General features: G+C 71.4%; 18 protein-coding genes and 1 pseudogene. 11 read left to right on the top strand and 8 right to left on the bottom strand.

Annotated features, from left to right (window positions below; all coding sequences use genetic code 11):
• Positions 1 to 88 precede the first annotated feature (88 nt).
• The 5 genes from HV824_RS26970 (at position 89) to HV824_RS26950 (ending at position 4256) form a co-directional block, all read left to right on the top strand.
• The gene (locus HV824_RS26970) at positions 89 to 1246 is read left to right on the top strand and encodes a site-2 protease family protein (protein WP_176419680.1); all 1158 of its coding nucleotides are present in this window, start codon (positions 89 to 91) and stop codon (positions 1244 to 1246) included.
• 270 nt (positions 1247 to 1516) lie between these two features.
• Positions 1517 to 2608, top strand: a complete 1092-nt coding sequence (locus tag HV824_RS26965) for an acyl-CoA desaturase (RefSeq protein WP_217917782.1) — start codon at positions 1517 to 1519, stop codon at positions 2606 to 2608.
• Positions 2605 to 2970, top strand: coding sequence for a hypothetical protein (locus HV824_RS26960; RefSeq protein WP_176419679.1), 366 nt, complete (start codon positions 2605 to 2607; stop codon positions 2968 to 2970). The genes HV824_RS26965 and HV824_RS26960 overlap by 4 nt, the downstream gene beginning before the upstream one ends.
• Before the next feature lie 628 nt (positions 2971 to 3598).
• Positions 3599 to 3886, top strand: a complete 288-nt coding sequence (locus HV824_RS26955) for a hypothetical protein (protein ID WP_255208366.1) — start codon at positions 3599 to 3601, stop codon at positions 3884 to 3886.
• Between the two features lie 4 nt (positions 3887 to 3890).
• Positions 3891 to 4256, top strand: a complete 366-nt coding sequence (locus HV824_RS26950) for a DUSAM domain-containing protein (RefSeq protein ID WP_176419677.1) — start codon at positions 3891 to 3893, stop codon at positions 4254 to 4256.
• Between the two features lie 5 nt (positions 4257 to 4261).
• On the opposite strand, the gene HV824_RS26945 is transcribed toward HV824_RS26950, so the two are convergent.
• The 4 genes from HV824_RS26945 to HV824_RS26930 all read right to left on the bottom strand — a co-directional run bounded on the left by HV824_RS26945 (position 4262) and on the right by HV824_RS26930 (position 9175).
• Entirely contained in the window at positions 4262 to 4579 is a 318-nt protein-coding gene (locus HV824_RS26945) for a hypothetical protein (protein ID WP_176424568.1), read from the bottom strand.
• A gap of 603 nt (positions 4580 to 5182) precedes the next feature.
• Positions 5183 to 7153, bottom strand: coding sequence for a rhomboid family intramembrane serine protease (locus tag HV824_RS26940; protein WP_176424567.1), 1971 nt, complete (start codon positions 7151 to 7153; stop codon positions 5183 to 5185).
• A 96-nt stretch (positions 7154 to 7249) separates the two neighbouring features.
• Positions 7250 to 8635: a hypothetical protein gene (locus tag HV824_RS26935; RefSeq protein WP_255208365.1), complete on the bottom strand. Its 1386-nt coding sequence runs from the start codon at positions 8633 to 8635 to the stop codon at positions 7250 to 7252.
• A 126-nt stretch (positions 8636 to 8761) separates the two neighbouring features.
• Complete coding sequence (locus HV824_RS26930; protein ID WP_255208364.1) at positions 8762 to 9175, bottom strand: hypothetical protein; 414 nt, start codon at positions 9173 to 9175, stop codon at positions 8762 to 8764.
• A gap of 242 nt (positions 9176 to 9417) precedes the next feature.
• Between HV824_RS26930 and HV824_RS26925 the strand changes: the two genes are divergently transcribed.
• The 5 genes from HV824_RS26925 to HV824_RS26905 all read left to right on the top strand — a co-directional run bounded on the left by HV824_RS26925 (position 9418) and on the right by HV824_RS26905 (position 16891).
• Entirely contained in the window at positions 9418 to 12516 is a 3099-nt protein-coding gene (locus tag HV824_RS26925) for an aminotransferase class I/II-fold pyridoxal phosphate-dependent enzyme (RefSeq protein WP_176419672.1), read from the top strand.
• 132 nt (positions 12517 to 12648) lie between these two features.
• Complete coding sequence (locus HV824_RS26920; RefSeq protein WP_176424564.1) at positions 12649 to 13443, top strand: ABC transporter ATP-binding protein; 795 nt, start codon at positions 12649 to 12651, stop codon at positions 13441 to 13443.
• 146 nt (positions 13444 to 13589) lie between these two features.
• Positions 13590 to 14585 carry a class I SAM-dependent methyltransferase gene (locus tag HV824_RS26915; RefSeq protein ID WP_176419670.1) on the top strand — a complete coding sequence of 332 codons (996 nt, stop codon included), beginning with the start codon at positions 13590 to 13592 and terminating at the stop codon, positions 14583 to 14585.
• A 94-nt stretch (positions 14586 to 14679) separates the two neighbouring features.
• Positions 14680 to 15489: a hypothetical protein gene (locus HV824_RS26910; protein WP_176419669.1), complete on the top strand. Its 810-nt coding sequence runs from the start codon at positions 14680 to 14682 to the stop codon at positions 15487 to 15489.
• 28 nt (positions 15490 to 15517) lie between these two features.
• Positions 15518 to 16891, top strand: coding sequence for a wax ester/triacylglycerol synthase family O-acyltransferase (locus tag HV824_RS26905; protein ID WP_176424563.1), 1374 nt, complete (start codon positions 15518 to 15520; stop codon positions 16889 to 16891).
• A 24-nt stretch (positions 16892 to 16915) separates the two neighbouring features.
• On the opposite strand, the gene HV824_RS26900 is transcribed toward HV824_RS26905, so the two are convergent.
• A complete protein-coding gene (locus HV824_RS26900; protein ID WP_176424562.1) occupies positions 16916 to 17779 on the bottom strand; it encodes an SDR family NAD(P)-dependent oxidoreductase in 864 nt (287 codons plus the stop codon).
• Between the two features lie 83 nt (positions 17780 to 17862).
• On the opposite strand from HV824_RS26900, the gene HV824_RS26895 reads away from it, so the two are divergent.
• Positions 17863 to 18753, top strand: coding sequence for a LysR family transcriptional regulator (locus HV824_RS26895; RefSeq protein WP_176419666.1), 891 nt, complete (start codon positions 17863 to 17865; stop codon positions 18751 to 18753).
• A 10-nt stretch (positions 18754 to 18763) separates the two neighbouring features.
• On the opposite strand, the gene HV824_RS26890 is transcribed toward HV824_RS26895, so the two are convergent.
• The 3 genes and pseudogenes from HV824_RS26890 to HV824_RS26880 all read right to left on the bottom strand — a co-directional run.
• Complete coding sequence (locus HV824_RS26890) at positions 18764 to 20173, bottom strand: sigma-54 dependent transcriptional regulator (protein ID WP_176419665.1); 1410 nt, start codon at positions 20171 to 20173, stop codon at positions 18764 to 18766.
• Positions 20170 to 21702 (bottom strand): ATP-binding protein, encoded by a 1533-nt coding sequence (locus HV824_RS26885; RefSeq protein ID WP_176424561.1) that lies wholly within the window; start codon positions 21700 to 21702, stop codon positions 20170 to 20172. Before HV824_RS26885 ends, HV824_RS26890 begins: the two co-directional genes overlap by 4 nt.
• Before the next feature lie 21 nt (positions 21703 to 21723).
• A pseudogene (locus HV824_RS26880) lies at positions 21724 to 23331 on the bottom strand (HEAT repeat domain-containing protein); the annotation flags it as partial.

Here is a 23331-nt window from a genome sequence, read left to right as displayed (position 1 = left end):
CTCAGGGGGCGGGCGGCCGACCGGGCCGCCTCCAGGTCCGTGCGCGCCGGGTGGAGGGGACGGAGGTTGAAGCCATGGGAGGGCTGCCATGCGTGCCGCGCGAGGTTCCATTCAAATCGGCTCGTTCCGCGGCATTCCCGTCCGCGTCCACTTCTCCCTGTTGCTCGTCCTGCCGCTGCTGGCGTTCCTGTTCGGCGGCGCCTTCCGGCGCGCGGCGGAGGTAGCCGAAGTCCCACCGGAGCGCCTGGGCGGCTCGCCCGCGCTGTGGGGGCTGGTGGTGGCGGTGGGCCTGTTCGCGTCCGTGTTCGTCCACGAACTGGCGCACACCGTGTACGCGCTGCGCCGCGGCGGGAAGGTGCGCTCGATTACGTTGATGATGGTGGGCGGTGTGTCGGAGCTGACGGAGGCGCCGCCGCGTCCCCGGGACGAAGCGCTGATGGCCGCGGTGGGGCCGCTGACGAGCATCCTGCTGGCGGCGCTGCTCGGCGGCGCGACGTGGCTGCTCCAGGAGACGCGCTCGTTCAACGTCCAGTTCGCGTTCTTCTACATGGCCAGCCTGAACCTGTTCCTGGGCGTGTTCAACCTGCTGCCCGCGTTCCCCATGGATGGTGGGCGCATCGTCCGCGCGTCGCTGGCGGGGCGGCTGGGGATGGTGCGCGCGACGCAGGTGGCGTCCTGGCTGGGGCGCGGGTTCGCGGTGCTGTTCGGCGTGGGGGCGGTGCTGTCGTTCAACCCGTTCCTGGCCGTCATCGCGTTCTTCATCTTCATGGGCGCGCAGGGTGAGGCACAGCAGGTGCGGATGAAGGCGACGCTGGAGCGTGTGCCGGTGGCCGACCTGATGACGCCGCGACGGGTGGGCGTGGACGCGGGGGCGTCGTTGGAGCAGACGCTGTGGGACTTGCGACGTGAGCGGCTGTTGCTGCTGCCGGTGACGGAGGACGGCCGGCCGGTGGGGCAGGTGTCGCTGGAGACGGTGCGGGCCGTGCCGGATTCGGAGCGGATGACGCGCAGCGCGCGCGAGGTGATGGTGCCCGCCGTGGTGGCGCGGCTGGATGAGGATGGCTGGACGGCCCTGCGGCGCATGGCGGAGGAGGAGATGCCCCAGCTCGTCGTGGTGGAGGCGGATGGGGCGCTGGCGGGGACGCTCGACGTGAATGACGTGCAGCGCGGTCTGTCGCTGTATCAGGCGCGCGAGGAGCGCAGTGGTCAGCAGGAGCGGCGGTGGCGGCAGGAGCGCCCGGCGTGACGGGGCTCATGTGGGCTTGAGGTGCTGGCCCGTGTCGATGGGCCGACAGCGGGAGTCCGGCGGCGTTCGTGAGCGCACGTGGCCGCCAGGCGCGTGTCCAGGCCGCGGCGATTGAATCTGGGGGAGGTCCCGCACCACCGGAACAGTCCACTCAGCCAATGTGTTACATCGTCCTTCGGCACCAGGCAGGCGATGGCCGCGGCGGGATCCTCCCAGCGCGACTCCAGGTTCTTCCGGCGGTGACCCTGGCGGCTTGAGAGCGGGTGGACGTTGTCGCAAGCAACGAAGGCGAAGTTTCTCGAGTCGGGGCCTTTCCACCAGGACCTCAAGGCGCGGGTGGAGGTCTACCTGGGAGCGAGCGGGCGCTCGCCTCGTGACCTCCCGCGCATGTACGCGAAGACGGTGGTCATCCTGGGGTGGCTCGCGGCCTCCTATGTCTGGCTCCTCGTGGGCGCTTCGGGGCCGTGGGGTGCGGTCGCCGGGTGCGTGTCCCTGGGGCTGGCCGTGGCGGGGGTGGGGTTCAGCGTCCAGCACGACGCCAACCACGGAAGCTACTCGGAGCATCGGGGCATCAACCGGATTCTCGGGTGGACGCTCGACGCCGTCGGTGGCTCGTCCTACGTGTGGAACTGGAAGCACAACATCTTCCATCACAGCCACACGAACGTGGTCGGCCTCGATGCGGACATCGACATCCAGCCGCTGTGCCGTCTGGCGCCTGGGCAGCGGCAGCACACGGCGCATCGCTTCCAGCATGCCTATATCTGGGGGCTCTACGCGCTGCTCCCCGTGAAGTGGCACTTCGTCGATGACTTCAAGGACCTGGTCACCGGACGCGTGGGGCGGCAGAAGATGCCGCGCCCTGGCGGGCTGAAGCTGGCCGGGGCCCTGGGCGGGAAGCTGCTGTTCTATGGCTGGACCATCGCGCTGCCGTTGTTCTTCCGCCCGCTCTGGCAGGTCGCGCTGGGGTATGCGCTCGCCTCGTTCGTGCTCGGGCTGACGCTGGCCACCGTGTTCCAGTTGGCGCACTGCGTGGAGGAGGCGGACTTCTCCCTGCAGCCAGATGCCAACCGCCCCTTCCCCCGCGACTGGGCCGCGCATCAGGTCGCGTCGACCGTGGACTTCGCCCGAGGCAATCGGCTGGTGAGCTGGTACCTGGGAGGGCTGAACTTCCAGGTGGAGCACCACCTCTTCCCGCGGGTGTGTCACCTGCACTACCCGGCGCTTTCGCGCATTGTCGAGGACACCTGCCGGGAGCACGGCGTTCGCTACCGGGCGAATGAGAGCGTCGGTGCGGCATTGAAGAGCCACGTGCGGTGGCTCAAGCGGATGGGGCAGCCAGCCATCGAGAGGGCGGCATGAGTGACGAGAAGGTTCGGTACGGGCGGGCGCAGAAGTTCCGGCTCTCGGTCAAGGGCACGGAGGCCGTGGCCTCCTATTCGGCCATGATTGAGGCGGCCAAGGCCGGCAGCGGCCGCGCCCAGTTCGACGCGGCTCGCGCCAGGTGGGGCGCGTCGCTCGGGCTCGCCGCGGAGGACGGGCTCTACCTGGTGGAGTTCGAGGCGGGCGGGCGCACCGTCTCCGAGGCGGCACGCAACCTCGAGAGCTGCGACGCTCCCGCCAAGGCGGTCAAGGACGCCGTCGAGCGGTTGTTGAAGTGCGGCATGCTGGAGCCCCTGCCCGCGCCTCCGCCGCCCGCCGCGCCTCCCCGCCGCCACTGGTAGGCGTGCGACACCGACGCTGACGCGCTCGCCCCAAGGGGCCTTGAGCGCGTCAGCGAGGGCGGCCTCCACGCACCCCCGGCCCGCGCCATCCCGCTTGCCTGATGCACGCCCCACGCGCTGGGGGGGCGCGGCGGTCCGGCAGTCCCTCGAGGCGCGGGCAGTTCCCCCTTGTCTCCCACCCACGCGCCTCGGCTCCTCCCCGCGGACCTCGGACAGGCGCCGCGCGAGGGAGCGGCAACCCGGCACGGCAAGTCCCTGCTTGTGCTGCCTACCTGATACGTTGCATAGGGGACGTGCATGGCGGCATCCAGGACGCGCTCAGGTGGGGCGGACGTCAGGGCGGCATCGCGGGCTCGCGCCGTGGCGATGGGCCCTGGAGCGCGGACGTGCGCCGCGGCTTCGGAGGCTTGCCGTGGGCGCGCCCGGAGGCTGGCGGCGTGAAAGGAGGGTTGTCCATGCATGAAGCGCCTGTAAGCTGTTATTCATGGAAAACGAGCCATCCTTGCATTGCTGTGCGATGTGGGGCCCGCTGGCGGCCGTTGCTCTTTCGGCGCTGGGGTGTGGCGGGAGCGCTCATTCCACCGCGGTCCGTCAGCCCGTGTACCTGGCCCAGGCGCAATGCGGCCCCATGGATTCGACGGTGAGCTGCTGCGTGAAGACGCACCCGGCCACGCCCGAGCGGTGCGGGCTGACGGCCTCGGAGGTGAGCAAGTACCTGGCGCCGATGAAGGCCGTCGAGTCCGCGTCCGAGGCCAGTGAAGAAGCCATCCCCGGGTGGAAGCAGGTGTGCATCGACGCCTACGCCCAGTGTCAGGAGGAGGCCTGGTCAGGCTCTTGTTACGACTGCTTCCGGTATTGCGAAGGGCAACACGAATGGCCCGTGGACAAGTGCCGCCGTCGCAAGGGAGGCGAGTGAGTCCATGGCCGAGTCGATTGATTGGGACCCGGTGCGTGAACTGGCGCGGCGCGTGGAGGCCGGCGAGCCGCTGTCGCTGACGTCCGAGGTGCGCGCCTTGCTCCTCCGTTCGGCGCGGGAGGTGGGCATCCCTGAAGAGGAGGCACAGGCCGCCGTCGCGGGTGTTGCCACGGCGACTGCGCTGCTTCACGAGACTCGCCGCCGCATTCGTGACGGCTCGCAACGCCTCATGCGCGCGCTGACGGGGGCCCGTCGGCTTCGGGACGCGGGCGACGCCGTGGGCGCGCGCACGCTGCTGGAAGACGTGCTCGCGGTGGAGCAGGTGCCTCTCTATCGCGAGCAGGCCGAGCTGGCGCTGGACGACCTGTGAACGGGTTACTGCGAACCGCCTGACGTGTAGTGTCCCATGGGGTACCAGATGCCCCGGCGGACGGGCTCGTGGATGTTCGGGCGAATGTGGCCGGCGTCCAAGGTGGTGATGTCCACGTCCTCGATGATTCGGGCCAAGGGGGGCAGGGGCTCGTCTTTGAACAGGGACTCGCGGACGAGCCGTAGGGCGTCCTCGACCGTGAAGGCGGTGACGCCGCAGCCCCCCAGGAGCATCATCCATCGGCTCGACGGCGGCCAGTTGTCTACGCCGCGGTCGAACTCCAGCCAGTAGCGATGGAGGAGTGGATTCTTCACGGGTGTCATGGCCGGCCTCGAAAGTGAGTTCAGCGATGCGAGCACCGGCCTCATCGCGCAGCGCAGATGAACTGAGCGACGGCGCCGCCGCAGTGGGCGTGTCCTCCGCGGCGTGTCGTCCATGGGCTGCGCGAGCGCCAGGCAGGGCAGGAGGAGCGACAGCAAGATGGAGCGGTTCGCGTGGGAGTGCATGCGCGCGGGGCACCTCGTCATCGCACGGCGCGCGCGGATGCCATGCCATCACCTCCGTGCCGGACTTCATGCTGAACGGACCACGCGGCCACCCAGGGGCCCCCTCGCGGCGGGGGGGCCGGAGTCACTCCCGTAGCTCGCTGTTCGGAAATGTCGGGGGTTTTGACGCCACAAAAGTCCCGACATTTCCGAACAGCTATCCACCGGGCTGCGCGCCCGACCCACAGGCATGAGACGCGGTAGCCTGCTCGTGGCGTAGGCACAGAGGTCGGCGCGTCATGGGTGCAGGTGAGCCCGTCGAACCGTTGGCCCCGGAGCCTGGTGAGCACCCCGAATCGTCGCCATCGCGCACCCAGCGGTGCGCCAAGAGCACGCATTGGGCCACAGCCGCCGGCTGCTCGCTTCATCCGCACGCCGCTATCAGGCCGCCGCCGCGCTCACGCCGTAGAAGTGTTGGCTCAGCTCCGCCTCGCTGTTGAAGCGAGGGTACTGCCCCTGTTTCAGGGCAGATGCGTCCGGAAGCGCGTTGGCGCTGGTTCGCTCCAGCATGTCCGCGAGGAACCGGGAATAGGCCTCACGTGGCGCCACGCCTGGATAGAAGTGGTTCAGCGCGAGCCCCGCGACATTCACCCGCAGCACCCGTGGACCCTCGTTGGCGCTGCCCCAGGAGAGCACGAGGTCCGTGAGGACGGTCTGTCGCGGCGGCGTCCCCGGAGGCCCTGCGACGGGCAACATGCCCACGGCAATCGCCAGCACTTCCGTCATGGCCATCGTCCTGCGTTGGCCATTGGCGGCCTCCACGGTGAGGGCCATGTCCGTCATGCTCACGATGCGGCAGGGAAAGATGCGCGGCGGGGCGGGAGGCGCGTCCACGGCGGGTGTTGGCGCGGCGTCCGGCTTCTTCCAGGCGTTCTCTTCCAGCACTCGCGTGACTTCGGCGTCCAGCTCCCGAACCCGGTCACCTGCCGCCGCGGCTTCTCCCGTCAGCAGCGGCCTGGCGCGCGCGAGGTAGCCCGCTGCCCGCTCGAAATCCTTGTCGTGCGCCATCCGCAGTTCCGTGGCGCGGATGAGTGCTCGCACCGCGATGAAGCCCGCGCCCCCGCCCGCGACGCTGTACAGGGCTTCCGTCGTCTCCAGGGAGGCCGGCGGCGCGTCTTCCGTGTCCAGCGCCTGCGCCAGCTTCCACGCGGAGGCGGGCCGCAGCGCGTTGATGTGCAGTAGCGAGACCAGTGGCTCCATCGCGAACCACAGCGCGTCCGTGGACGCACGCCCCGCGAGCGTATGGAGCGCCCGCTCCACCCGCGCCGTGCCGGCCCGCGTCTCGCCGTCCTCCAGCTCGATGCGGCCCAGCGCCAGCATCGCGTCGGTGTGGTCCGGCTGGGTCTTCAGCAAGCGCTGGAAGCCCGCCCGCGCGGCCGTGCGGTCGCCCTGGTCGAGCGCCGCCTGGGCCTCCGCCAGCCGCGGGTCGACCACCCAGCCGCCCTGCTTCGCGGCGAGCGCGGGCGCCACCACCCGTTCCTCCAACTGCGTGACGCGGAGCAGCGACGCGCCCGCGAAGCCGAAGACGAAACCGCCGATGTGGGCCATCACCGCCACGCCCGTGTTGTTGCCCAGGAGGTAGTAGTTCAACACCTCGTTGCCGAACCACAGGCCGCCCCAGACCCAACCAGGAACGGGGAAGGTGCCGCGGAAGATTTTCAGCACCCAGACGAAGTAGCCGATGCGGACCCGTCGCTGGGCGAAGCGCAGACAGAAGGCCCCCATGCACGCGGCCACGGCGCCGGAGGCACCCACCATCACCGACTCTGATGAGGGGTCGATTGCATAGTGGGCCACGCCCGCCACCAGCCCGCCCACGACGTAGAAGCCCGCGAACAGCGGCCGGCCCCAAGCGTCCTCGAGCAGCAGGCTGGTCACATAGAAGAACAGCAGGTTCCCCAGCAGGTGCATCCACCCAAGGTGGAGGAACATGTACGTGAGCCAGCCTGGCTGGACGAGTCCCCGTGCGGGCACCAGGGAGAAGCGCGCGAGCAGGCTCGACTCGTGCTGGGCGATGAGCTCCTCGCAGCGCTCATTCAGCCCCTGCTGCCGGTTCGTCACGCGCTCCGCTCCGTCGGATTCCGCGACGCGTTGGTGCAGGTTGCGCACCAGCCTCCGGCCCGAATCGGACAGCAACCGCTCCGCGCACGCGGGAGGGAACTCCAGGTCCGGGTGCTCGAGCGACTGCTCCAGCAGGGAGCGCAGCTCGTTTTCACCCACGCCCATGGGGGCGGACGGAATGACCCAGGAGATGAAGAAGGCCACGATGCAGATGGCCGCGATGGTGATGGACACCCGAGGCAGCCGCTCCAGCTCGGTGTCGTCCACTCCCAGGGGCAGGAACAGCATCATGGTGTGGTTCCCCCCTCGTGCGTTGAGGGCCTGACATACCACGGCGGAGGCTCGCTATGGCGCGTCACCCCGTGCCGCCGCTGCAGGAACGAGCGCCTACTGCGGAGGCAGCGGCCAGGTCAGGGACACGCGGTGGGCTCCGCCCGGGGCGGCGTCCATCCACCCGGTGATGCGCTCACTGCGCGCCAGCAGCGGCCCCAGCTCGGAGCTGGCCGCGAAGAGGGCCGCGAGCAGTTCGTCTGTCAGGATGTCCGTCAGCGAAATCTGCGCGAGGCCTCGCGCCACCCGCTTGGGGTCCAACGCGAAGTCCACCGGGTGCTCCGTCTTCGAGCCTGTCTCCGTCAGCGCCGCCAGCGTGGCCTGGGTCACCGACTCTTCATTGCCCAGGACGAGCTGCTTGCCTTTGAAACGCACGAACACGTTGCCGCCCTTGAGCGGGAGCTTCCAGCCGTCCTCCAGCACCAGCACGTCCGGGAAATTGCCCAGCGGGGCCAGCGCGGCCTTCACCGCCGCTACGTCCTTCACCTCGGCGGCCACGGCCTGGCGCACCGCGAAGAAGCGCGTCGACAGCGCGCGAAGCGAGCCGCGCACCTGGACGTGGTCCATGTTCACCAACAGGTGGCCGGTGAGCTGCTTCGTCACGGCCTTCGCCATGGACAGCAGCTGCTCCTTCGGACACGTAGGGCACACGACCTGGAGCGTGGAGCGCATCGTGTCCACCGACTGCGTCACCCCCGTGGGAGAGACGGACGCGCGCGAGTAGAGCAGGCCCTCCGCCTTCATCGCCGCGTAGGGGCTGGTGCCACGCGTCTGGAACGCAGGGAGCCGCAGCTTCGTCGTCACGCCTTCCACCTGGAGCGCGTTGGCCGTGCCGTCCAGGCCCACCACCGTGTTGCCCGACACGACGAACGCCACGCCCGGCACCTTGCCCAGGCGGGCATCCCGCGCGGGCGTCTTGCCCACCAGCCGGACGGATTCCTTGAGCAGGTCCGCGCCGCCGCGCTCGATGGCGCCGAACGCGCAGACCTCCTTGCCCTTCATCGCGTAGCCCATGCTGCCGCCCATGTCGCGGTCGACATGCACCGTCGTCACACCTCCGCGCGTGGTGGGCTTTGCTTCGGCGCCGCCCGCGGCGGTGATGGCTTCGGCGGCCCTTGCCTGGAACACCTTGGCGTCGGCCACCCGCATGCAGGACACGCGGCCGTCCTTGCGCATGGACACGGTGGCCGGCCCGGCCGGGTCCAGGCCCAGCTCGGCCAGTGACTGGGGCCGCGTGGGGTCGACGGTGAGGAAGGGATGCAGCTCCGTCCGCCACGCCGAGGGGCGCAGCAGCGCGGCGTGCTGGCCCGCACGCTCCAGGAACGCGGCCAGCCCCGTCAACGCATCCACCCGCGGCACATGGATGAGCGTCTGCGCCGAAGCGGCGGCGCGGGGAGCGGGGGCCGCTGCCAGGGTGGCGGCCAGGACGAGCGAGGAGAGCATGTCTCCGTGAGAACAGCCGGGCTCCCACGCTGTCAAGGAGGACGCGGTTCCGCCCGGCGGCGGCCCAGGGCGGGGCGCGTCGGAGGCCCCCGCCTTCAAGAGGCGCCTGCCCGCTTGGGCTCCCGCCTAAAACCGACCCGCGTTGGCCCACTCAATCATCCGCTCCGCCAGGTCCTCGGCGTCGCGGCGCAGGTGCGCCAGTTGGAGCACGTGGTCATCCGTGCACGCCAGCGCCATGCGCAGCACGAGCGTGTCGGCGAAGCGCAGCACCTGCGCGATGCTGATGCAGTCGCGGTCCTCGCTGGCCCCCGCGAAGCGCGCCGCGTCCGCGTCCATCGTCAGGCCCTCCGCCAGCAGCGCCTGCACCAGCGCGGCACGCGCCACCGGGCGCTCGTACTCCGCCGCGTCGCGCAACTGGCGGCGCCACGGCTGCGACTCCCAACGCACCAGCGACGCGTCCTTGGCGCGCTTCACCGGCTGTGTGCGCTGCTTCTTCCAGAATCCCCCAGCAAGCACCGGCCTCGAGACGTTCATCTCCATCACTGCCCCCTCTCCACTACGGGGTCCATCCACAGGCATGAGCGACATGGATGCTGCTCCGTCGGTACCGCGCGTGCTGCTCCCGAGGCCGCCCTGGCGCGGTGGCGGGTGGCCTCGTTGCTGCTGCCATTTATTACGGCGAGTCGGCATTTCCTTGACTCACCCCTGGGCGCCAAAGGGTTTCATCCGGGCGCCATCCCGGCGTTGACAGGGGGCGGGGGGCTCGGGACAGTCCACGCGCCATGCCGACCTACCCCTCCACACCCCGTGAGGCGTTTCACCTGCTGCGCGCACTGTCCGAGGACCTGTCCCATGCGGACAGGCGCCCGCGCGCGCTGGCCGAGCTGCGCGAGCTGGCGGAGCTGTCCCGCCACCAGCCCGAAGCGGCGCCGCTGCGGCTGGTGACGGTGACGGTGACGGTGGGCGCTTCACAGGAGCGGCTGGAGTTGTTCCTGCTGCCGTCCATCTTCGCGCCGGAGGCGTGGGCCTACACCTTCCTGGAGGGACTGCTCAGCGTCCCGCTGGATGAGTATTCGGGAAAGCGGCTGGTGGAGGTCGGCGCGGGCTCGGGGTGGATTTGCATCGCGCTGGCGAAGTTCACCCGGCTGGCGCACGTGCATGGCGCGGACCTCAACCCGCATTCGCCCGTGGTGGCGCGCTGCAACGCGTGGCTCAACGGAGACGAGGCGCTGGCCTCGCGCCTGTCCTTCGGGGAGAGCGACCTGTTGCGCGGGATACCTTCGGAGGCCCCGTGGGACTTCGTGGTGGGCTGCATTCCGCAGGTCCTCCGGGGCGAGGAGGACTTGCCCTCCGAGCTGTCCCAGGCGGACGAGCAGGCGCTCTATGACTTGTCCAACTACTGCACGCTGCAGAACGTCTACGAGGACCACTTCGGGCTCGGGCTCATCGCGCGATTGCTGGACGAAGCGCCGGAGCGGTTGTCACCCACCGGACGGTTGCTGCTCAACCTCGCGGGCAGGCCAGGGCGCGTCATCATCGAGCGGATGTTCACTCGCCGTGGCTTCGACACGCGCGTGCGGGTGGCCCGCCGGGTGATGCAGGCGGCGGACACGGACATCCGTCCGTTGGTGGCGCTGGAGCAGCGCACCGGCCGCGAGTTCGAGTTCTTCATGGAGGCGCGCAGCCCGGAGCCGCTGCGGGCGGCCACCGCGCTGGGCTGGCTCCAGGCGGGGAACCCGGTGTGGCACGAGGTGGCGGTGTGGGAGGCGCGGCTGGCGCTGCCTCGCGAGACGCTGGCGCTGCGGGCCGCCCTGCGCGAGCTGGGCGCGTCGGCGTTGCAGGAGGAGCTGGACCTGGGCGCGGCGTCAGCGGAGCAGCTGGGCTTCGTGGCCGACCTGGCGGCGCGGCTGGCGCGGGGGCCGCTGATGCCCTACGCGCACGAGGCGGGCGACGCGTCCTTCCGCCGGCAGGTGGTGCGCTACCTGGACCGGTACTTCGGGCTGCGGCTGGCGGAGGAGGAGGTCTTCGTCGCGCCCGAGCGCGAGCAGGCGGTGTACTCGCTGCTGATGGCCACCTGCGACGCGGGCGACGAGGTGCTGGTGTCCCGCAACCTCCACCCGCTCTACGCCCGTGCGCTGGAGAAGGCGGGGGTGCGCGCCACGGTGACGCACACCTCGCTGGAGGAGATTCGCCGGCTGCTCTCCGCGTTCGACGTGAAGATGGTGCTGCTCACGGTGGAGAAGGGGGAGCGCACCAACCTGTCCGTGCTGCGCGACATCGTCGCGGAGGCGGCGCGGCGTGGCATCTGGGTGGTGTTGGACGAAAGCGCCTTCTTCAACATCACCGGCGGCGTGGAGCCGCACACGCTCTTCGAGTTCCTGGCCCGTGAGGCCCACGCCCCCAACCTGGTGGTGCTCTATGGCCTCATCAAGAACGCGGTGTGGCCGGACCTGGAGCTGACGCTGCTCATGCCGGTGCCGCAGCCGCTGCGGGGCGACCTGGAGGCCGCGGCGGAGGTCAGCTACTCGCGCATCAGCACCCTGGCGCAGGCGTTCTACGAGCGCACCTTCTCTGACCTGCTGTCGTTCCGCATCTCCTTCGCGGAGCCGGAAGCGCCCGCGCCGCGCAGGCCCCCGGTGGTGACGCTGCCCCGCTCGCGGCGGATGGCGCGGCTGATGTCCTTCCCCGCGTTCGCGCCCAAGGTGTTCCGCGAGGACGACGCGGAGCTGGTGCGTCTGGACTACGGGGAGAATGAAGGGCCGCTGCCGCCTCCCTTGGTGGAGGGCCTCATCGCCGCCGGAGTCGCGCCGCGCGAGCCCGCACCGCAGACGGGATTGGCGGAGGCGGTGTCGGCCTTCCTGCTGGAGTCGCGCGCGGTGCGCTACGCGCAAGACGAGCTGGCGGTGGCGCCGGGCGTGTGGCCGCTCATCCACCACCTGGGCGTGGCGCTGCGCCAGCGGCTGGGACGCACGCCGCGCGTCTATGTGGCGACGCCGTGCTACGGCGTGCTGCCGCCCACCTTCGTCTCCGCGGGGTGTGACGTGGAGCAGGGGCCGCTGTCGGGGCTGTTGGCGCGGCGGGGGCAGGGCGGCGGCGGCGTGCCGGATGCCATCGTCGTGTCGCAGCCGTCGAACCCCTCCGGTGTCTACCTGGCCCGCGAGGAGCTGGTGGCGCTGGCCACCTATGTGGTGGAGCAGCGCTGTCTGCTGGTGTCGGATGAAATCTTCGGACTGGTGAACCTCACCAGCCCCACGGCGGAGACAGTGCCCAGCCCCGTGACGCTGGAGGGCGCGGTGCCGGGCATCGGCGCACGCACGGTGCTGCTGGGCGGACTGTCCAAGGAGTTCGCGGCCGGTGGGCTCCGCGTGGGGTGGCTCGCCACGAAGGACCGGGCGCTGGCCGCGGCGGTGCGCGACAGTGGCCCTGGGGTGCTCCACCTGATGACGGCGCGCGCGGCGGCGTACCTGTATGCGGCGTATGCCCGCAGTCCGGATGGCCAGCTGCTGTACCCCACACGGCACCGCACCCTGCGGTCCTTCCTGGTGAAGATGCGGCGGGAGCTGGCGGAGAAGCGCGAGCTGCTGGCCGGAGCGCTGCCAGGGGATGGGCGCTCGGACGCGGGGGACGCGGGCGGACTCTTCCTGTCGCCCCGGATGACGGCCTGGCTGGGGCAGGAGGTGGACGGGGTGCGGCTCACGCCGGAGAACCTGCCTCGCGTGGTGTACGAGCACACGCACGTCGTGCTGAATGGTGGCCCGTGGTGTGGGGATTCGGAGCGGGTGCGCGCCGTGTTCTCGATTCCCCGGGACGCGCTGCTGCGGGCGCGTGAGCAGCTCTTGCGCTTCGGCGCGAAGCTGCGCGGCGGGCCGTCCGAGTCCTGAGGCGCGAGCCCCGCACGGACTCTGTCCGGGGCCCATCGCTTGCCTCCGACTGGAAGGCGGGTCGCGAGCGGCTGGGGACGGCCGTCACAATTCCGCCTCCGGGCAGCGGTGCCGGTATCGTGGGGGCGTGGGATGGCCGAGCCGGCGCAGCGCAATGCCATCGAGCTGATGAACGTCCACAAGTCCTTCGGCGCCCAGCACGTGCTGCGGGGCGTGGACCTGGCGGTGCCCACGGGCACCACGTGCGTGCTGCTGGGCGTGTCGGGCTCCGGGAAGACGGTGCTGATGAAGCACCTGGACGGGCTGCTGCGTCCGGACCGCGGCACGGTGCGCGTGGACGGCGAGGACCTGGCCTGGCTGGATGCCGCGGGGCTGGAGCGCGTGCGCCGTAAAATGGGCATCCTCTTCCAGGGCGGCGCGCTCTTCGACTCGCTCACCGTCGAGGACAACGTCGCCTTCCCGCTGCGCGAGCGCCTCCATCTGGTGGAGCGCGAGGTGCGCGAGCGCGTGCGGCGCGTGCTGGCGCTGGTGGGCCTGGAGGACGCGGCGAAGCAGCGCCCGGGCGAGCTGTCCGGCGGCATGCTCAAGCGCGCCGCCTTTGCCCGCGCCGTGGTGCTGGAGCCGAAAATCCTCCTCTATGACGACCCCACCGCGGGGTTGGACCCGCTGAGGACCCAGTCCGTGGTGGACGTCATCCTCACCGGCAAGCACCGGCTCCACGCCTCGGCGCTCGTCATCACCCCGGACGTGGCCTCCGCCTTCCAGGTGGGCGACAGCCTGGCGCTGCTTCATGAAGGACGCATCATCGAACACGCCCCGCCCGAGGCCTTCCGCCAGTCCCAACACCCCGCGGTCCAGGCCTTCCTCCATGACTGGCTGTCACGCCGTGCGCGCGCCTCCGGGCACCCGCCACCGCCGCTGCCTTGAGCGCGAGCCTGTTCACCGGGGGACACTCATCCCGTCCTGTCGCTGGATGGTGCTGAAGCTGTAAGTCCAGCATGCTCAGGAATCCCGGTGCCTGTGTCATGCCGGGAAGGCCGAACGAAGGACCCACGCATCCGGGGGGATGCCACATGCCCAATCTGCTCGACATGCCTCGCCAGGCGTTGATGGACCTGCGTTCACGGCTCAGCCATTCGACGCTGGTGTCCCAGTTGCCGCGCAACGTGGTGCCGGACAGCCTGTCCCTGTCCAGTCCGGCGCCGCAGGACTTCGCGCTCGCGGACCCGGAGCGGGTGGAGGCCTGGCGGCGGGCCTGCGAGCGGTATGTGCGGCCGGGACAGGTCGTCATGGATGCGTGCACCGGCACGGGCCTGCGGACCTTCCTGGCCGCCAGCCGTCAGCCGAAGAAGCTGTACGCGGTGGATGGCTCGCGGCTGCTGGACACGGCGCAGTGGGTGGCGCGCCGCAACGGGCTGGAGCGCATCGACTTCGTGCGCGCGCATCCCTGGCAGTACCAGCTGCCGGAGAAGGTGGACGTCCTGCTGCATGAGCTGCTGGGCGACGCCCTCTTCGACGCGGGGCTGGTGCCGCGCATCCTGGACCTGCGCAACCGGGTGTTGAAGCCCGGAGGCCGCATCCTCCCCAACCGCTTCGAGGTCTTCGTGGAGCCGGTGCAGCTGCGGGACGAGGCGTGCATCCCCTTCATCTGGAGCCAGCGCTTCCCCAGCGTGGACTACAGCTGCCTGCAGACGCTGCGCGAGGCGATGAACCCGTCCTACTTCACGCGCGTCATCCGCTCCTACGAGGTGGACCACCTGCTGTGCGACCCGGAGCCCGCCTTCGCCTTCGACCTGGAGACGATGGTGGCCGACGGGCTGCCGCACCGCGTGCGCTTCTCTCGGCCGGTGGTGGAGGAGGGGCGCGTGGACGGCTTCTGCCTCTTCTACAAGGTGGCCTTCGACGCGGAGCTGTCCTTCAACGTGTCGCCGCTGCGGGGACAGAACCACGCGGGGATGATGCTCTTGCGCGTGGACTCGCAGGAGTTCGAGCGCTTCGACACGCTGTCCTTCGAACTTGAGATGGTGGAGCCCGCCGACGTGCGCACCTGGCGCTGGCAGTTCACCTGAGCGCAGCGTCCCCGCCCGCAGTGCTGGCGGGTGGACAGCTCCCGCGGCCGGAGGGTCCGCGGGAGCCGAGGGCGTGGCTAGCTTGCGCCGAGGCATGCCCTCTTCCCGACTCCTCCCTGTCCTGCTCCTGGCGCTGGGCGCCGCGCTCCCCGCCGTGGCCCAGACGTCCTCATCGCAGCGCGCGCGCACGGTGGCCGGCGTGTGCGGCGCCACCAACTGGGCCTGCGTGGCCGAGTGCATCGACGCAGAGTGCGTCGACACCTGCATGCGCCAGGACTGTGAGCAGGCGCTGGAGCGGCTCAAGGCGTGTACCCAGAGGGCGGGCTGCGCGCCGAACGATGCCGAGTGCGGGCCCAGGGCCTGCCTGCCCATCTGCCAGCGCTCCTTCGAGCCCGCCCCGCCCAGCCCCGAGAAGGAAGTCCCCGCGCCATGTGAGGGTGTGAAGGCGCGGGGGGCGGCGCCTCCCAGGGCGCTGGTGGGGACCTGGACGCTGGTGGCCGCCAGCCTGCCGGAAGACGAGACCGTGCGGGAGGAGCGCATCGAAGCCCAGCCGCGCTCGGACTACGCGCGCTCGTTGCAGGTGACGCCGTCGGGCTGCTTCGTGCTGCGGACCTCGTTGGAGGCCGCGACGCTGGGGCAGGGCAACTCGCTGGTGGTCCGCGCCTGGGGCACGCTGGACGTGTCGGGCGAGGACCGGGTGCGGCTGCGCACGCGGGACGGCCAGGCCGTGGGCCCGGTGTGTGGCGACAAGCGCGTGATTCCCCTGACGGGGCCGAAGCTCAAGTTCCGCGGTAGCGCCTATGTCTGGGACCTGGAGGAGGGGGTCCTCACGCTGATGGTGGACGACGAGACGAAGCAGACCTTCCAGTTCGAACGTGCGACCCCGGAGCGTGGAAAGCAGTAGAACGGCCTTCACCCGGAGGTCGTGCGACATGGCGGCGCAGGAGCGGATGTCGAGCGTGGACGCGCTGTGGTTCCACATGGAGGAACCCGCCAACCTGATGATGATTACCGCCGTGCTCTGGTTCGAGGGCCGGCTGGATTTCGAGCGGCTGAAGCGCGTGGTGCGGGAGCGGCTGGTGGAGCGCTACCCCCGCTTCCGCCAGCGCGCGGTGGCGGGACTCGTGGGGCTGCCTCAATGGGAGGACGTCCCGGAGCTCGACCTGGACGCGCACCTGTCGCGGCTCGACGTGCCTCCGCCCGGGGACCGCGCGGTGTTGGAGTCCCTGGTGGGGCAGTGGATGAGCACGCCCCTGGAGCGCTCCCGGCCGCTGTGGCAGTTCCACGTGATGTCCGCGGCGGACGGGCGCGACGTGCTGCTGGCACGGCTGCACCATTGCCTCGCGGACGGCATGGCCCTGGCGCGGGTGCTGCTGACGCTCACGGAGGGGGCGGAGGCGGAGCTGGCCGCCGAGCCGCCCGCGTCGCCGCCCCGGGCTGCTCCTGGCGGACTTGCGAGCTGGGTGCGCGGCGCGCAGGCGGTGGCGGGCACGGCGCGGGCCGTGTGGCGCAAGGGCGCGGAGCTGGCCGCCGAGCCGATTCTCGCCGGGGACCTGCTGGTGAAGGGCGCGCGCGGCGCAGCGGCCATGGGCAAGTTGTTGGTGATTCCGCCGGACCCGCGCACGTCGCTGCGAGGACCGCTGGGGACGCAGAAGCGCGCCGCCTGGTCGGACCCGGTGCCGTTGGAGCGGGTGAAGGCCCTGGGCCAGGCGCTGGGCGGCACGGTGAACGACGTGCTGCTGGCGGCGGTGACGGGCGCGCTGCGGCGCTACCTGGAGTCGCTGGGGGAGCCCCCCGAGGACCTGCACGCGCTGGTGCCGGTGAACCTCCGACCCCTGGATGCGCCCGTGCCTCGCGAGCTGGGCAACCATTTCGGCGTCGTCTTCCTCCGGCTTCCCGTGCACCTGGGCACGCCCACGCGCCGGTTGCAGGAGCTGGCCCGGCGGATGGAGCGGCTGAAGCGCTCACCTGAGGCGGTGCTGACCTTCGGCGCGTTGGAGTTGCTGGGGTACACGCCCGCGGCCCTGGAGCGGTGGGTGGTGGATACCTTCGGCTCCAAAGCGTCGCTGATTGCCACCAACGTGCCCGGCCCACGCGCGGCGGTGTCCCTGGCGGGGAGCCAGTTGGAGGGCCTGACGTTCTGGGTTCCCCAGACGGGGCACCTGGGGCTGGGCCTGAGCCTCTTCAGTTATGCCGGGCAGGTGACGGTGGGCGTGGCGGCGGACGCGGGCCGGGTGCCGGACCCGCATGCGCTCATCCAGGGCTTCCACGAGGAACTGGATGCGCTCGCGGACGAGCGGGACTGAGTCCGGGGCTCCGCCGCGGCGCCGTCAGAAGGTCGTCGCTCTCGCGGCACGCTCGGTGCGGTCGACGTCCGCCGCGATGAGCGCCAGCTTCTGCCGAATCCCGTCCACCGCGTCCCCGCCGAGCGGCAGGCGCAGCGGAGCGTCGGGGCTCGCGGGCCGTGTGACTTCGTTGACGATGGCGCGCGCGCCCTTGTGGGGGTCACCCATCTGCTGGCCCGCGGTCTGCGTCACCCACGCGCGCACGACGCCAGACGTCTGGGCGTAGGCCGGGTGTTCGGGCATGCGGCGAAACGCGTCGCCGAACAGCGAGGTGCGGAAGACGCCGGGCTCGACAATCAGCACACGCACCCCATGGGGACGCAGTTCGTGGGCCAGGCACTCGGAGTGTCCTTCGAGCGCGTGCTTGGCGGCGCAGTACGCGCCGAAGCCCGGCGAGGTGCTGAGGCCGGCCATGCTGGTGATTTGCACGAGCGTGCCCGTGCCACGCTCGCGCATGTGGGGCACCACCTCGCGCGTGAGCCGCACGGCGCCGAAGAACATCAGCTCCAGGGTGTCGCGCAGGGCTTCCTCGCTCGTCTCCTCGACGGCGCCGATGATGCTGAACCCCGCGTTGTTGACGAGCACGTCGATGCGTCCGAAGCGCGCGAGCGCCGCCGCCACGGCGACCTGGGGCTCGGTGGGGTGGGTGACGTCAAGGCCGAGCGCGAACACCCGGTCGGGCGCGAGCACGACGAGGTCAGCGAGGGATTCGGGCTTCCGGGCCGTCGCGACGACAGCGTCGCCGCGGGCAATGGCCTCGCGGACCAGGGCGCGCCCGAAGCCGGACGAGGCACCCGTGATGAACCAGACCTTGGTGGAGTCGGAGAGGGAAGAGGCGTGAATGTTCATGGCTCGGAAACTAAACGCTCGGTGCCGCGCGGATTAGAGCTCGGCTTCGCCATGAAGTTGTTAGGCGTGCTAACAAATCGCCCATGCGTGAGGGCTTCGCCGGCTTACGAGAACTCCTCCTGGTCGCGGAGAAGCGCAGCTTCACGGCGGCCGCGGCGGAGCTTCGGGTGACGCCCTCCGCAGTGAGTCAGGCGATAGGCGCGCTCGAGGAGCGGCTGCACGCCCGGTTGGTCCAGCGCACGACACGCAGCGTGAGCCTGACGGAGGCAGGGGAGCGTTTCGTCGCCGAGCTTCGTCCCGCCATGGAGGGCATTCGCGGTGCCTTCGCGACGCTCGAAAACGCGAGGGGCCGTCCCACCGGCACGCTGCGCCTCAATGTCCCGCGATTGGCGTTCGGCCCGGTCATCAAGCCGATGCTCGCGCGCTTCCTCACCGCGCACCCCGAGTTGCGCATCGACGTCACGCTCGACGATGGCCTGCGCGACATCGTCGCGGAGGGCGATGACGCCGGCATTCGCCTGGGAGAGCGCGTCGACCGTGACATGGTCGCCGTGCCCGTCACCGGTGACATGCGCATGGCCGTGGTGGGCTCACCCGCCTACTTCGAGACGCACCCGAAGCCCCGGCATCCGAGAGACCTCGGGGCCCACGACTGCGTCAACTACCGGCACGCCACGAGCCGCAACATCGCCCGATGGGAGTTCGAGGTGGACGGCCGCGAGCTCACCGTCGCCGTCAACGGGCGCGTCATCACCAACGACAACGAGGTGATGGTGCTCGCGGCGCTCGACGGGCAGGGGCTCGCGTACGTCATGGAGCACACCGTGACGGAGCACCTCGCCGCGAAGCGGCTCGTCCGGGTGCTCACGCGCTACTGCCCGAGCTTCCCGGGCCTCTACCTCTACTATCCCAACCGGAAGAACCTGGCGCTCAAGCTGCGCGCGCTCATCGACTTCCTTCGCGTGCGTCCTTGAGGGGCCGGCCCTACAGCAGGCCGTACTCCTCCAGCTTGTTGTAGAGGGTGCGCCGGCTGATGCCGAGCAGCCGCGCCGCCAGCGTCCGGTTGTCGCCCGCGCGGCGCAGCGCGTCCGTCATGGCCTGGCGCTCCATCTCCTTGCGCTGGGACTCCAGCGTCCGGGCCGAGTCCGCGGTGGGCGCGGCCTGGAGTTCGGAGGAGGGGCTCGCCGCGCTCACGGGCAGGGTCGACGTGGGCGCGGGGGACAGGCCCGGCTGGCGCGCCAGCTCTTGAAGGACTTCCTGCCCGCCAATCACCTGCGTGTCGGAGAGCACCACCAGCCGCTCCAGGAAGTTCTGGAGCTGCCGCACGTTGCCAGGCCACGGCTGGGCCCGCAGCGCCTCGAGCCCGTCGGGCGTGAGGGTGAACGGCGGGCGCCCGTTCGTCTTCGCGTGGACCTCCAGGAAGTGCAGGGCCAGCGGCTCGACGTCGTCCGGGCGCTCGCGCAGGGCCGGTATCCACACGGGCACCACGTTGAGGCGGTAGAAGAGGTCCTCGCGGAAGCGGCCCTCCTTCACGCGCTCTTCCAGGGGTTGGTGCGTGGCCGCCACGAAGCGGACGTCCACCTTCACCGTCTGCGTGCCGCCCAGCCGCTCCAGCTCGCGCTCCTGGATGACCCGCAGCAGCTTCACCTGGACGGCGGGGGAGATGTCGCCCACCTCGTCGAGGAACAGCGTGCCGCCGTGGGCCAGCTCCACGCGTCCGGGCTTGCGCGTGGCGGCGCCCGTGAAGGCGCCCTTCTCATAGCCGAACAGCTCGCTCTCCAGCAGGGTGTCCGGCAGCGCCGCGCAGTGCAGCTTCACGAAGGGCCCCTCCCGCCGGGGGCTGCCGTCGTGGACGGCCTTGGCCGCCAGCTCCTTGCCCGTGCCGGACTCGCCGCGTAGCAACACCGTGGCCGTGCCGGCGGCCGCCTTCGCCAGCACGGCCTGCACGTCCGCCATGGGCCGGCTCCGGCCGATGAAGCCGCCCGTGGGCCGCGCCTGCTGGCGCGCCTCCTCGCCCTGCGCGCGCAGCAGCGCCTTGCGGACGGTGAAGAGAATCTCCTCCCGGTCGAAGGGCTTGAGGACGAAGTCCGCGGCGCCCGCCTTCATCGCCTCCACCGCCAGGGGCACCGTGCCGTGCGCGGTGAGGAGGATGACGGGCACGTCCGGCCAGCCGCGCGACACCTCCGCGAGCACCTGCAGGCCATCCATGCCCGGCATGCGCACGTCGCTCACCACCACGTCCACCGGCTTGCTCGCCAGCAGCGCCAGGGCCTCCTGCCCGTCGCGCGCCGCGTGAGTCGTCAGGCCCGCTTGCGTCAGCAGGGCGCCCAGCACCTTGGCCACGGCGGGGTCGTCGTCGACCAGCAGCACCGTGCCCTTCAATGACTCGTTCACGCGGCTTCTCCCACGTCCGCGCCGCCCAGGCTCGCGTCCGTGGCGGGCAGGCGCATCCGGACCACCGTACCGCGCCCCTCCCGGCTTGTCAGGAGCACCTCGCCGCCGTGCGCCTCCACCACGCGCCGGACGAAGGCCAGCCCCAGGCCGCTGCCCGAGGCCTTGGTGGTGAAGAAGTCGTCGAAGGCCCGCTCGCGCGTCCGGGCGTCCATGCCCTCGCCGGTGTCCTCCACCTCCAGGGCCGTGCCGGCCCCGTCACGCAGCGCGCGCACGGTGAGGGTGCCACCTTCCGGCATCGCCTCGCAGGCGTTGCGCACCAGGTTCTCCAGGGCGTTGGCCAGCAGGTCCTGGTCTCCCGCGCACCGTGGAAGGCCAGGGGTCAGCTCCCGGACGATGACGACCTTGCCCGGGCTGGCGAAGGCCTGGAGCGACAGCACGCCCTCCACCAACCGGCGCAAGTCCACTGGCCGCGGGAGGGGCTCCACGCGCGCCAGCCGCTGGTACGTGTCCACCACCCGGTCCAGGCGCTCCACCTGCTCCAGCAGCAGGTCCAGGAACTCGCCTTGCCCGTCCCACGGCCGCCCGCGCGCGTGCTCCTCCTTGAGGTACTGCGCGGCGCCCTTCATCGCGGCGATGGGGTTCTTGAGGTCGTGCGCCATCTGCGCGGAGAAGCGCCCCAGCGTGGCCAGCCGCTCCAGCCGCTCGCTCCGGCTGACGTAGGCGGTGACGCCCCGGCGCGTCGCCGCCACCAGGGCGAACGTCACCGCGGTGGTGCACACGATGAGCGTGCCCGCCTGCGCGACGAAGAGCCTCACCACGGCCAGGTAGGCCAGCACCCCCAGCCCCGCGATGCCCGCCGCGTGCAGCGCGAGCCGGGGCGCGCCCGGGTCGTCCCCGAAGAGGCCGAAGCGCAGCGCCGCGGTGGCCATCACCGGCAAGCCCAGGAGCGTGCCCACGTGGCCCAGCCGCACCACCTCCAGCCCCAGCTCCGCCGCCAGCTCCGTCATCAGCAGGGCCACCACCAGCGTGAGCCCCAGCAGCACCAGCCCCGCGCGGGCGCGCTCGTCCGGGTGCCGCGCGCGCAGCACGTGGAGGCCCAAAAGCGCGAAGCCCCCGCCGAGGATGGGAATGGCCAGCGCGGAGACAGTCAACCCGAAGCGCAGCGTGAGCAGGTGCGCCTCCAGGGAGGGGGCGCCCAGCGCCACCAGCATGGCGAGCGCCAGGACGCCGAAGACGACATAGGCGGCGTACATGGCCCCGGCGAGGCTCCGCCGCCGCCCCACGAAGGACAGGATGAAGTGCAGCGCGCAGGGCACCGTCATCAGGCCCGCGGCGAAGCCCACCAGCCGCCAGCCGTCCTCGTCCGCGCGCACCAGCGCGAAGCCGGAGAAGTTCCAGGTCGACAGGGCGATGGACAGCAGGGACAGCGGCAGCGCCAGCGGGCTCTTGCCCACGCGCGCCAGGGCCAGCCCCGCCAGGGCGAGCTGGCCCGCGCAGGCCAGGAGGCTGATCCACATCCCACCCGTCATGGGGCGCTCCGAGGCAGGGGACTACAACATGCCCAGCCGGCGCGCGTTGGCCGGCTCCACCGCCGCGGCCTCCCAGCGGCGCACCGCCTGCTCGCGCTCGGCTTCGGGGGCATCCGCGTAGTAGCCCAGCGTGTCGTGCAGCGCGCGGCTCAGCTCCTCGATGGCCGCCAGCCTCACGTCCAGCTCCCGGTGGCGCAGCGCGGAGACGAGCCAGTCCGCCCTGCGGCGGCTGCGATTCTCCGCCCACCACGCCGACCATTGACGCGGGTTCAGCCCCAGCGTGGCGCGCGTCACCTCCCGCAGCGCCTCCGCCGCGGCCTGGGCGCACATCTCGTCGTCGCCGCCCGTGAGGGGGATGAGGCCCTCAATCGCTTCGCGGTCGTGCAGCGTGCCCAGGGCGCGCGCGGCCAGCGAGCGGCGCAGCGGGTCTCGGCTGTTCAGCTCGTGGCGCAGGTCGCGCAGGGCGGCGTCCAGCCGGGGCAGTTGCTTGAGCGCGGCGGCGGCCACGCGCGCGGCGCTGGAGATGTCCGGCTCCAGGTCGAACAGTCCGCGCAGCACGCCGTCCACCAGCTCCACGTAAGGCAGGCTGCCGGCGGTGAGCAGCGCGAAGTAGCGCGTGTCCGCGTCCTGGGAGTCCAGCAGCGGCGACACGGCCTGCGCGGCGGGGCGGCCCAGCCGGGACAGCGCGCCGGGGATGGGACCCAGCTCGTCCGCCTCGGGCAGCTCCACCACGGGCAGCCGGCTCCAGGCCGTGGGACCGGGGAAGTGCTGGGCCAGCACGCGGGCGCTGGCCTCGGGCGAGCGCGCCAGCTCCGCCATGGCGTTGGCGCGCTGCGCGGCGTCCGGACCGGTGAGGCGGCGCAGCAGCGGCGCGAAGTCCGGCGGCGGGCGCTCCTCTTGCGACTGCGCGCGCGGCGGCAGCGCGGCGGCGCGGCCCATGTTGCCGGTGGCGCCACGGCCGAAGAAGGGGCTCCAGCCCAGGCCGGCGACCACCGCGGGGGCCGGCGCGGGCGCGGTGGCCACGGGCAGGTCCACGTCGATGGTGAGCTCCATCTCGTCCGGCGCGCGCAGCTCCGACACGCGCTGCTTGCGGAAGAGGATGAGCTCCTGGAAGGCCGCCGGCAGGTCCTGGCAGAACAGGATGTAGTCGGACAGGCGGCGCTGGCTGATGGGCCGCTGGCCGCAGTCACCGTAGAGGATGGCCACCAGCCGGCCCTTCACCTCCACCGGGTACAGGAAGACGGTGCGCGGCGTCTGGCGTCCGAACAGCTCCAGGTAGTGCCGCGTGAGCGCGTCCGGAGGCAGCGGGCCCGCGTAGCTCCCGCGCGTGACGGCCACCGTGCGGAAGACGCTGCTGGCGTCCAGCGGGATGGACACCTGCGTGAGCTGCTCTCCCGCCATGCCCTCGCCGCGCGCCTCCAGGCCCGTGGCGCCGCCCCGCAGCACGGCGAAGGACGCGACGTAGTCGAAGGTCCTGCGGCCGAAGCGCAGCGCGACGTCGATGAGGCGGTCGCGGTCCTTGGTGGCTTCCTTCAGCGCCGCGCGCGCCTGGGCCAGCGTCCAGTCCGGCACGTCCTGGCTCGCGGGCGGCGCCGGGGGGCGGCTCTCCAACGCGGCGGGCTTGGGGCG

It is taken from the genome of Myxococcus sp. AM009 (genome assembly GCF_013372605.1).
Lineage (GTDB): Bacteria > Myxococcota > Myxococcia > Myxococcales > Myxococcaceae > Myxococcus > Myxococcus vastator.
Note: the sequence above shows the minus strand (reverse complement) of the source record. Positions and strands in the feature narration are given on the sequence as shown.

Bases quoted from the DNA above. Each gene is read 5' to 3' on its own strand.
- HV824_RS26885 (WP_176424561.1), bottom strand. From the start codon at position 21,702: ATGACGGGTGGGATGTGGATCAGCCTCCTGGCCTGCGCGGGCCAGCTC.
- HV824_RS26920 (WP_176424564.1), top strand. From the start codon at position 12,649: ATGGCCGAGCCGGCGCAGCGCAATGCCATCGAGCTGATGAACGTCCAC.
- HV824_RS26940 (WP_176424567.1), bottom strand. From the start codon at position 7,153: ATGATGCTGTTCCTGCCCCTGGGAGTGGACGACACCGAGCTGGAGCGG.
- HV824_RS26970 (WP_176419680.1), top strand. From the start codon at position 89: ATGCGTGCCGCGCGAGGTTCCATTCAAATCGGCTCGTTCCGCGGCATT.
- HV824_RS26915 (WP_176419670.1), top strand. From the start codon at position 13,590: ATGCCCAATCTGCTCGACATGCCTCGCCAGGCGTTGATGGACCTGCGT.
- HV824_RS26930 (WP_255208364.1), bottom strand. From the start codon at position 9,175: ATGGAGATGAACGTCTCGAGGCCGGTGCTTGCTGGGGGATTCTGGAAG.
- HV824_RS26935 (WP_255208365.1), bottom strand. From the start codon at position 8,635: ATGCTCTCCTCGCTCGTCCTGGCCGCCACCCTGGCAGCGGCCCCCGCT.
- HV824_RS26960 (WP_176419679.1), top strand. From the start codon at position 2,605: ATGAGTGACGAGAAGGTTCGGTACGGGCGGGCGCAGAAGTTCCGGCTC.
- HV824_RS26950 (WP_176419677.1), top strand. From the start codon at position 3,891: ATGGCCGAGTCGATTGATTGGGACCCGGTGCGTGAACTGGCGCGGCGC.
- HV824_RS26955 (WP_255208366.1), top strand. From the start codon at position 3,599: ATGGATTCGACGGTGAGCTGCTGCGTGAAGACGCACCCGGCCACGCCC.
- HV824_RS26905 (WP_176424563.1), top strand. From the start codon at position 15,518: ATGGCGGCGCAGGAGCGGATGTCGAGCGTGGACGCGCTGTGGTTCCAC.
- HV824_RS26895 (WP_176419666.1), top strand. From the start codon at position 17,863: ATGCGTGAGGGCTTCGCCGGCTTACGAGAACTCCTCCTGGTCGCGGAG.
- HV824_RS26945 (WP_176424568.1), bottom strand. From the start codon at position 4,579: ATGACACCCGTGAAGAATCCACTCCTCCATCGCTACTGGCTGGAGTTC.
- HV824_RS26910 (WP_176419669.1), top strand. From the start codon at position 14,680: ATGCCCTCTTCCCGACTCCTCCCTGTCCTGCTCCTGGCGCTGGGCGCC.
- HV824_RS26925 (WP_176419672.1), top strand. From the start codon at position 9,418: ATGCCGACCTACCCCTCCACACCCCGTGAGGCGTTTCACCTGCTGCGC.
- HV824_RS26900 (WP_176424562.1), bottom strand. From the start codon at position 17,779: ATGAACATTCACGCCTCTTCCCTCTCCGACTCCACCAAGGTCTGGTTC.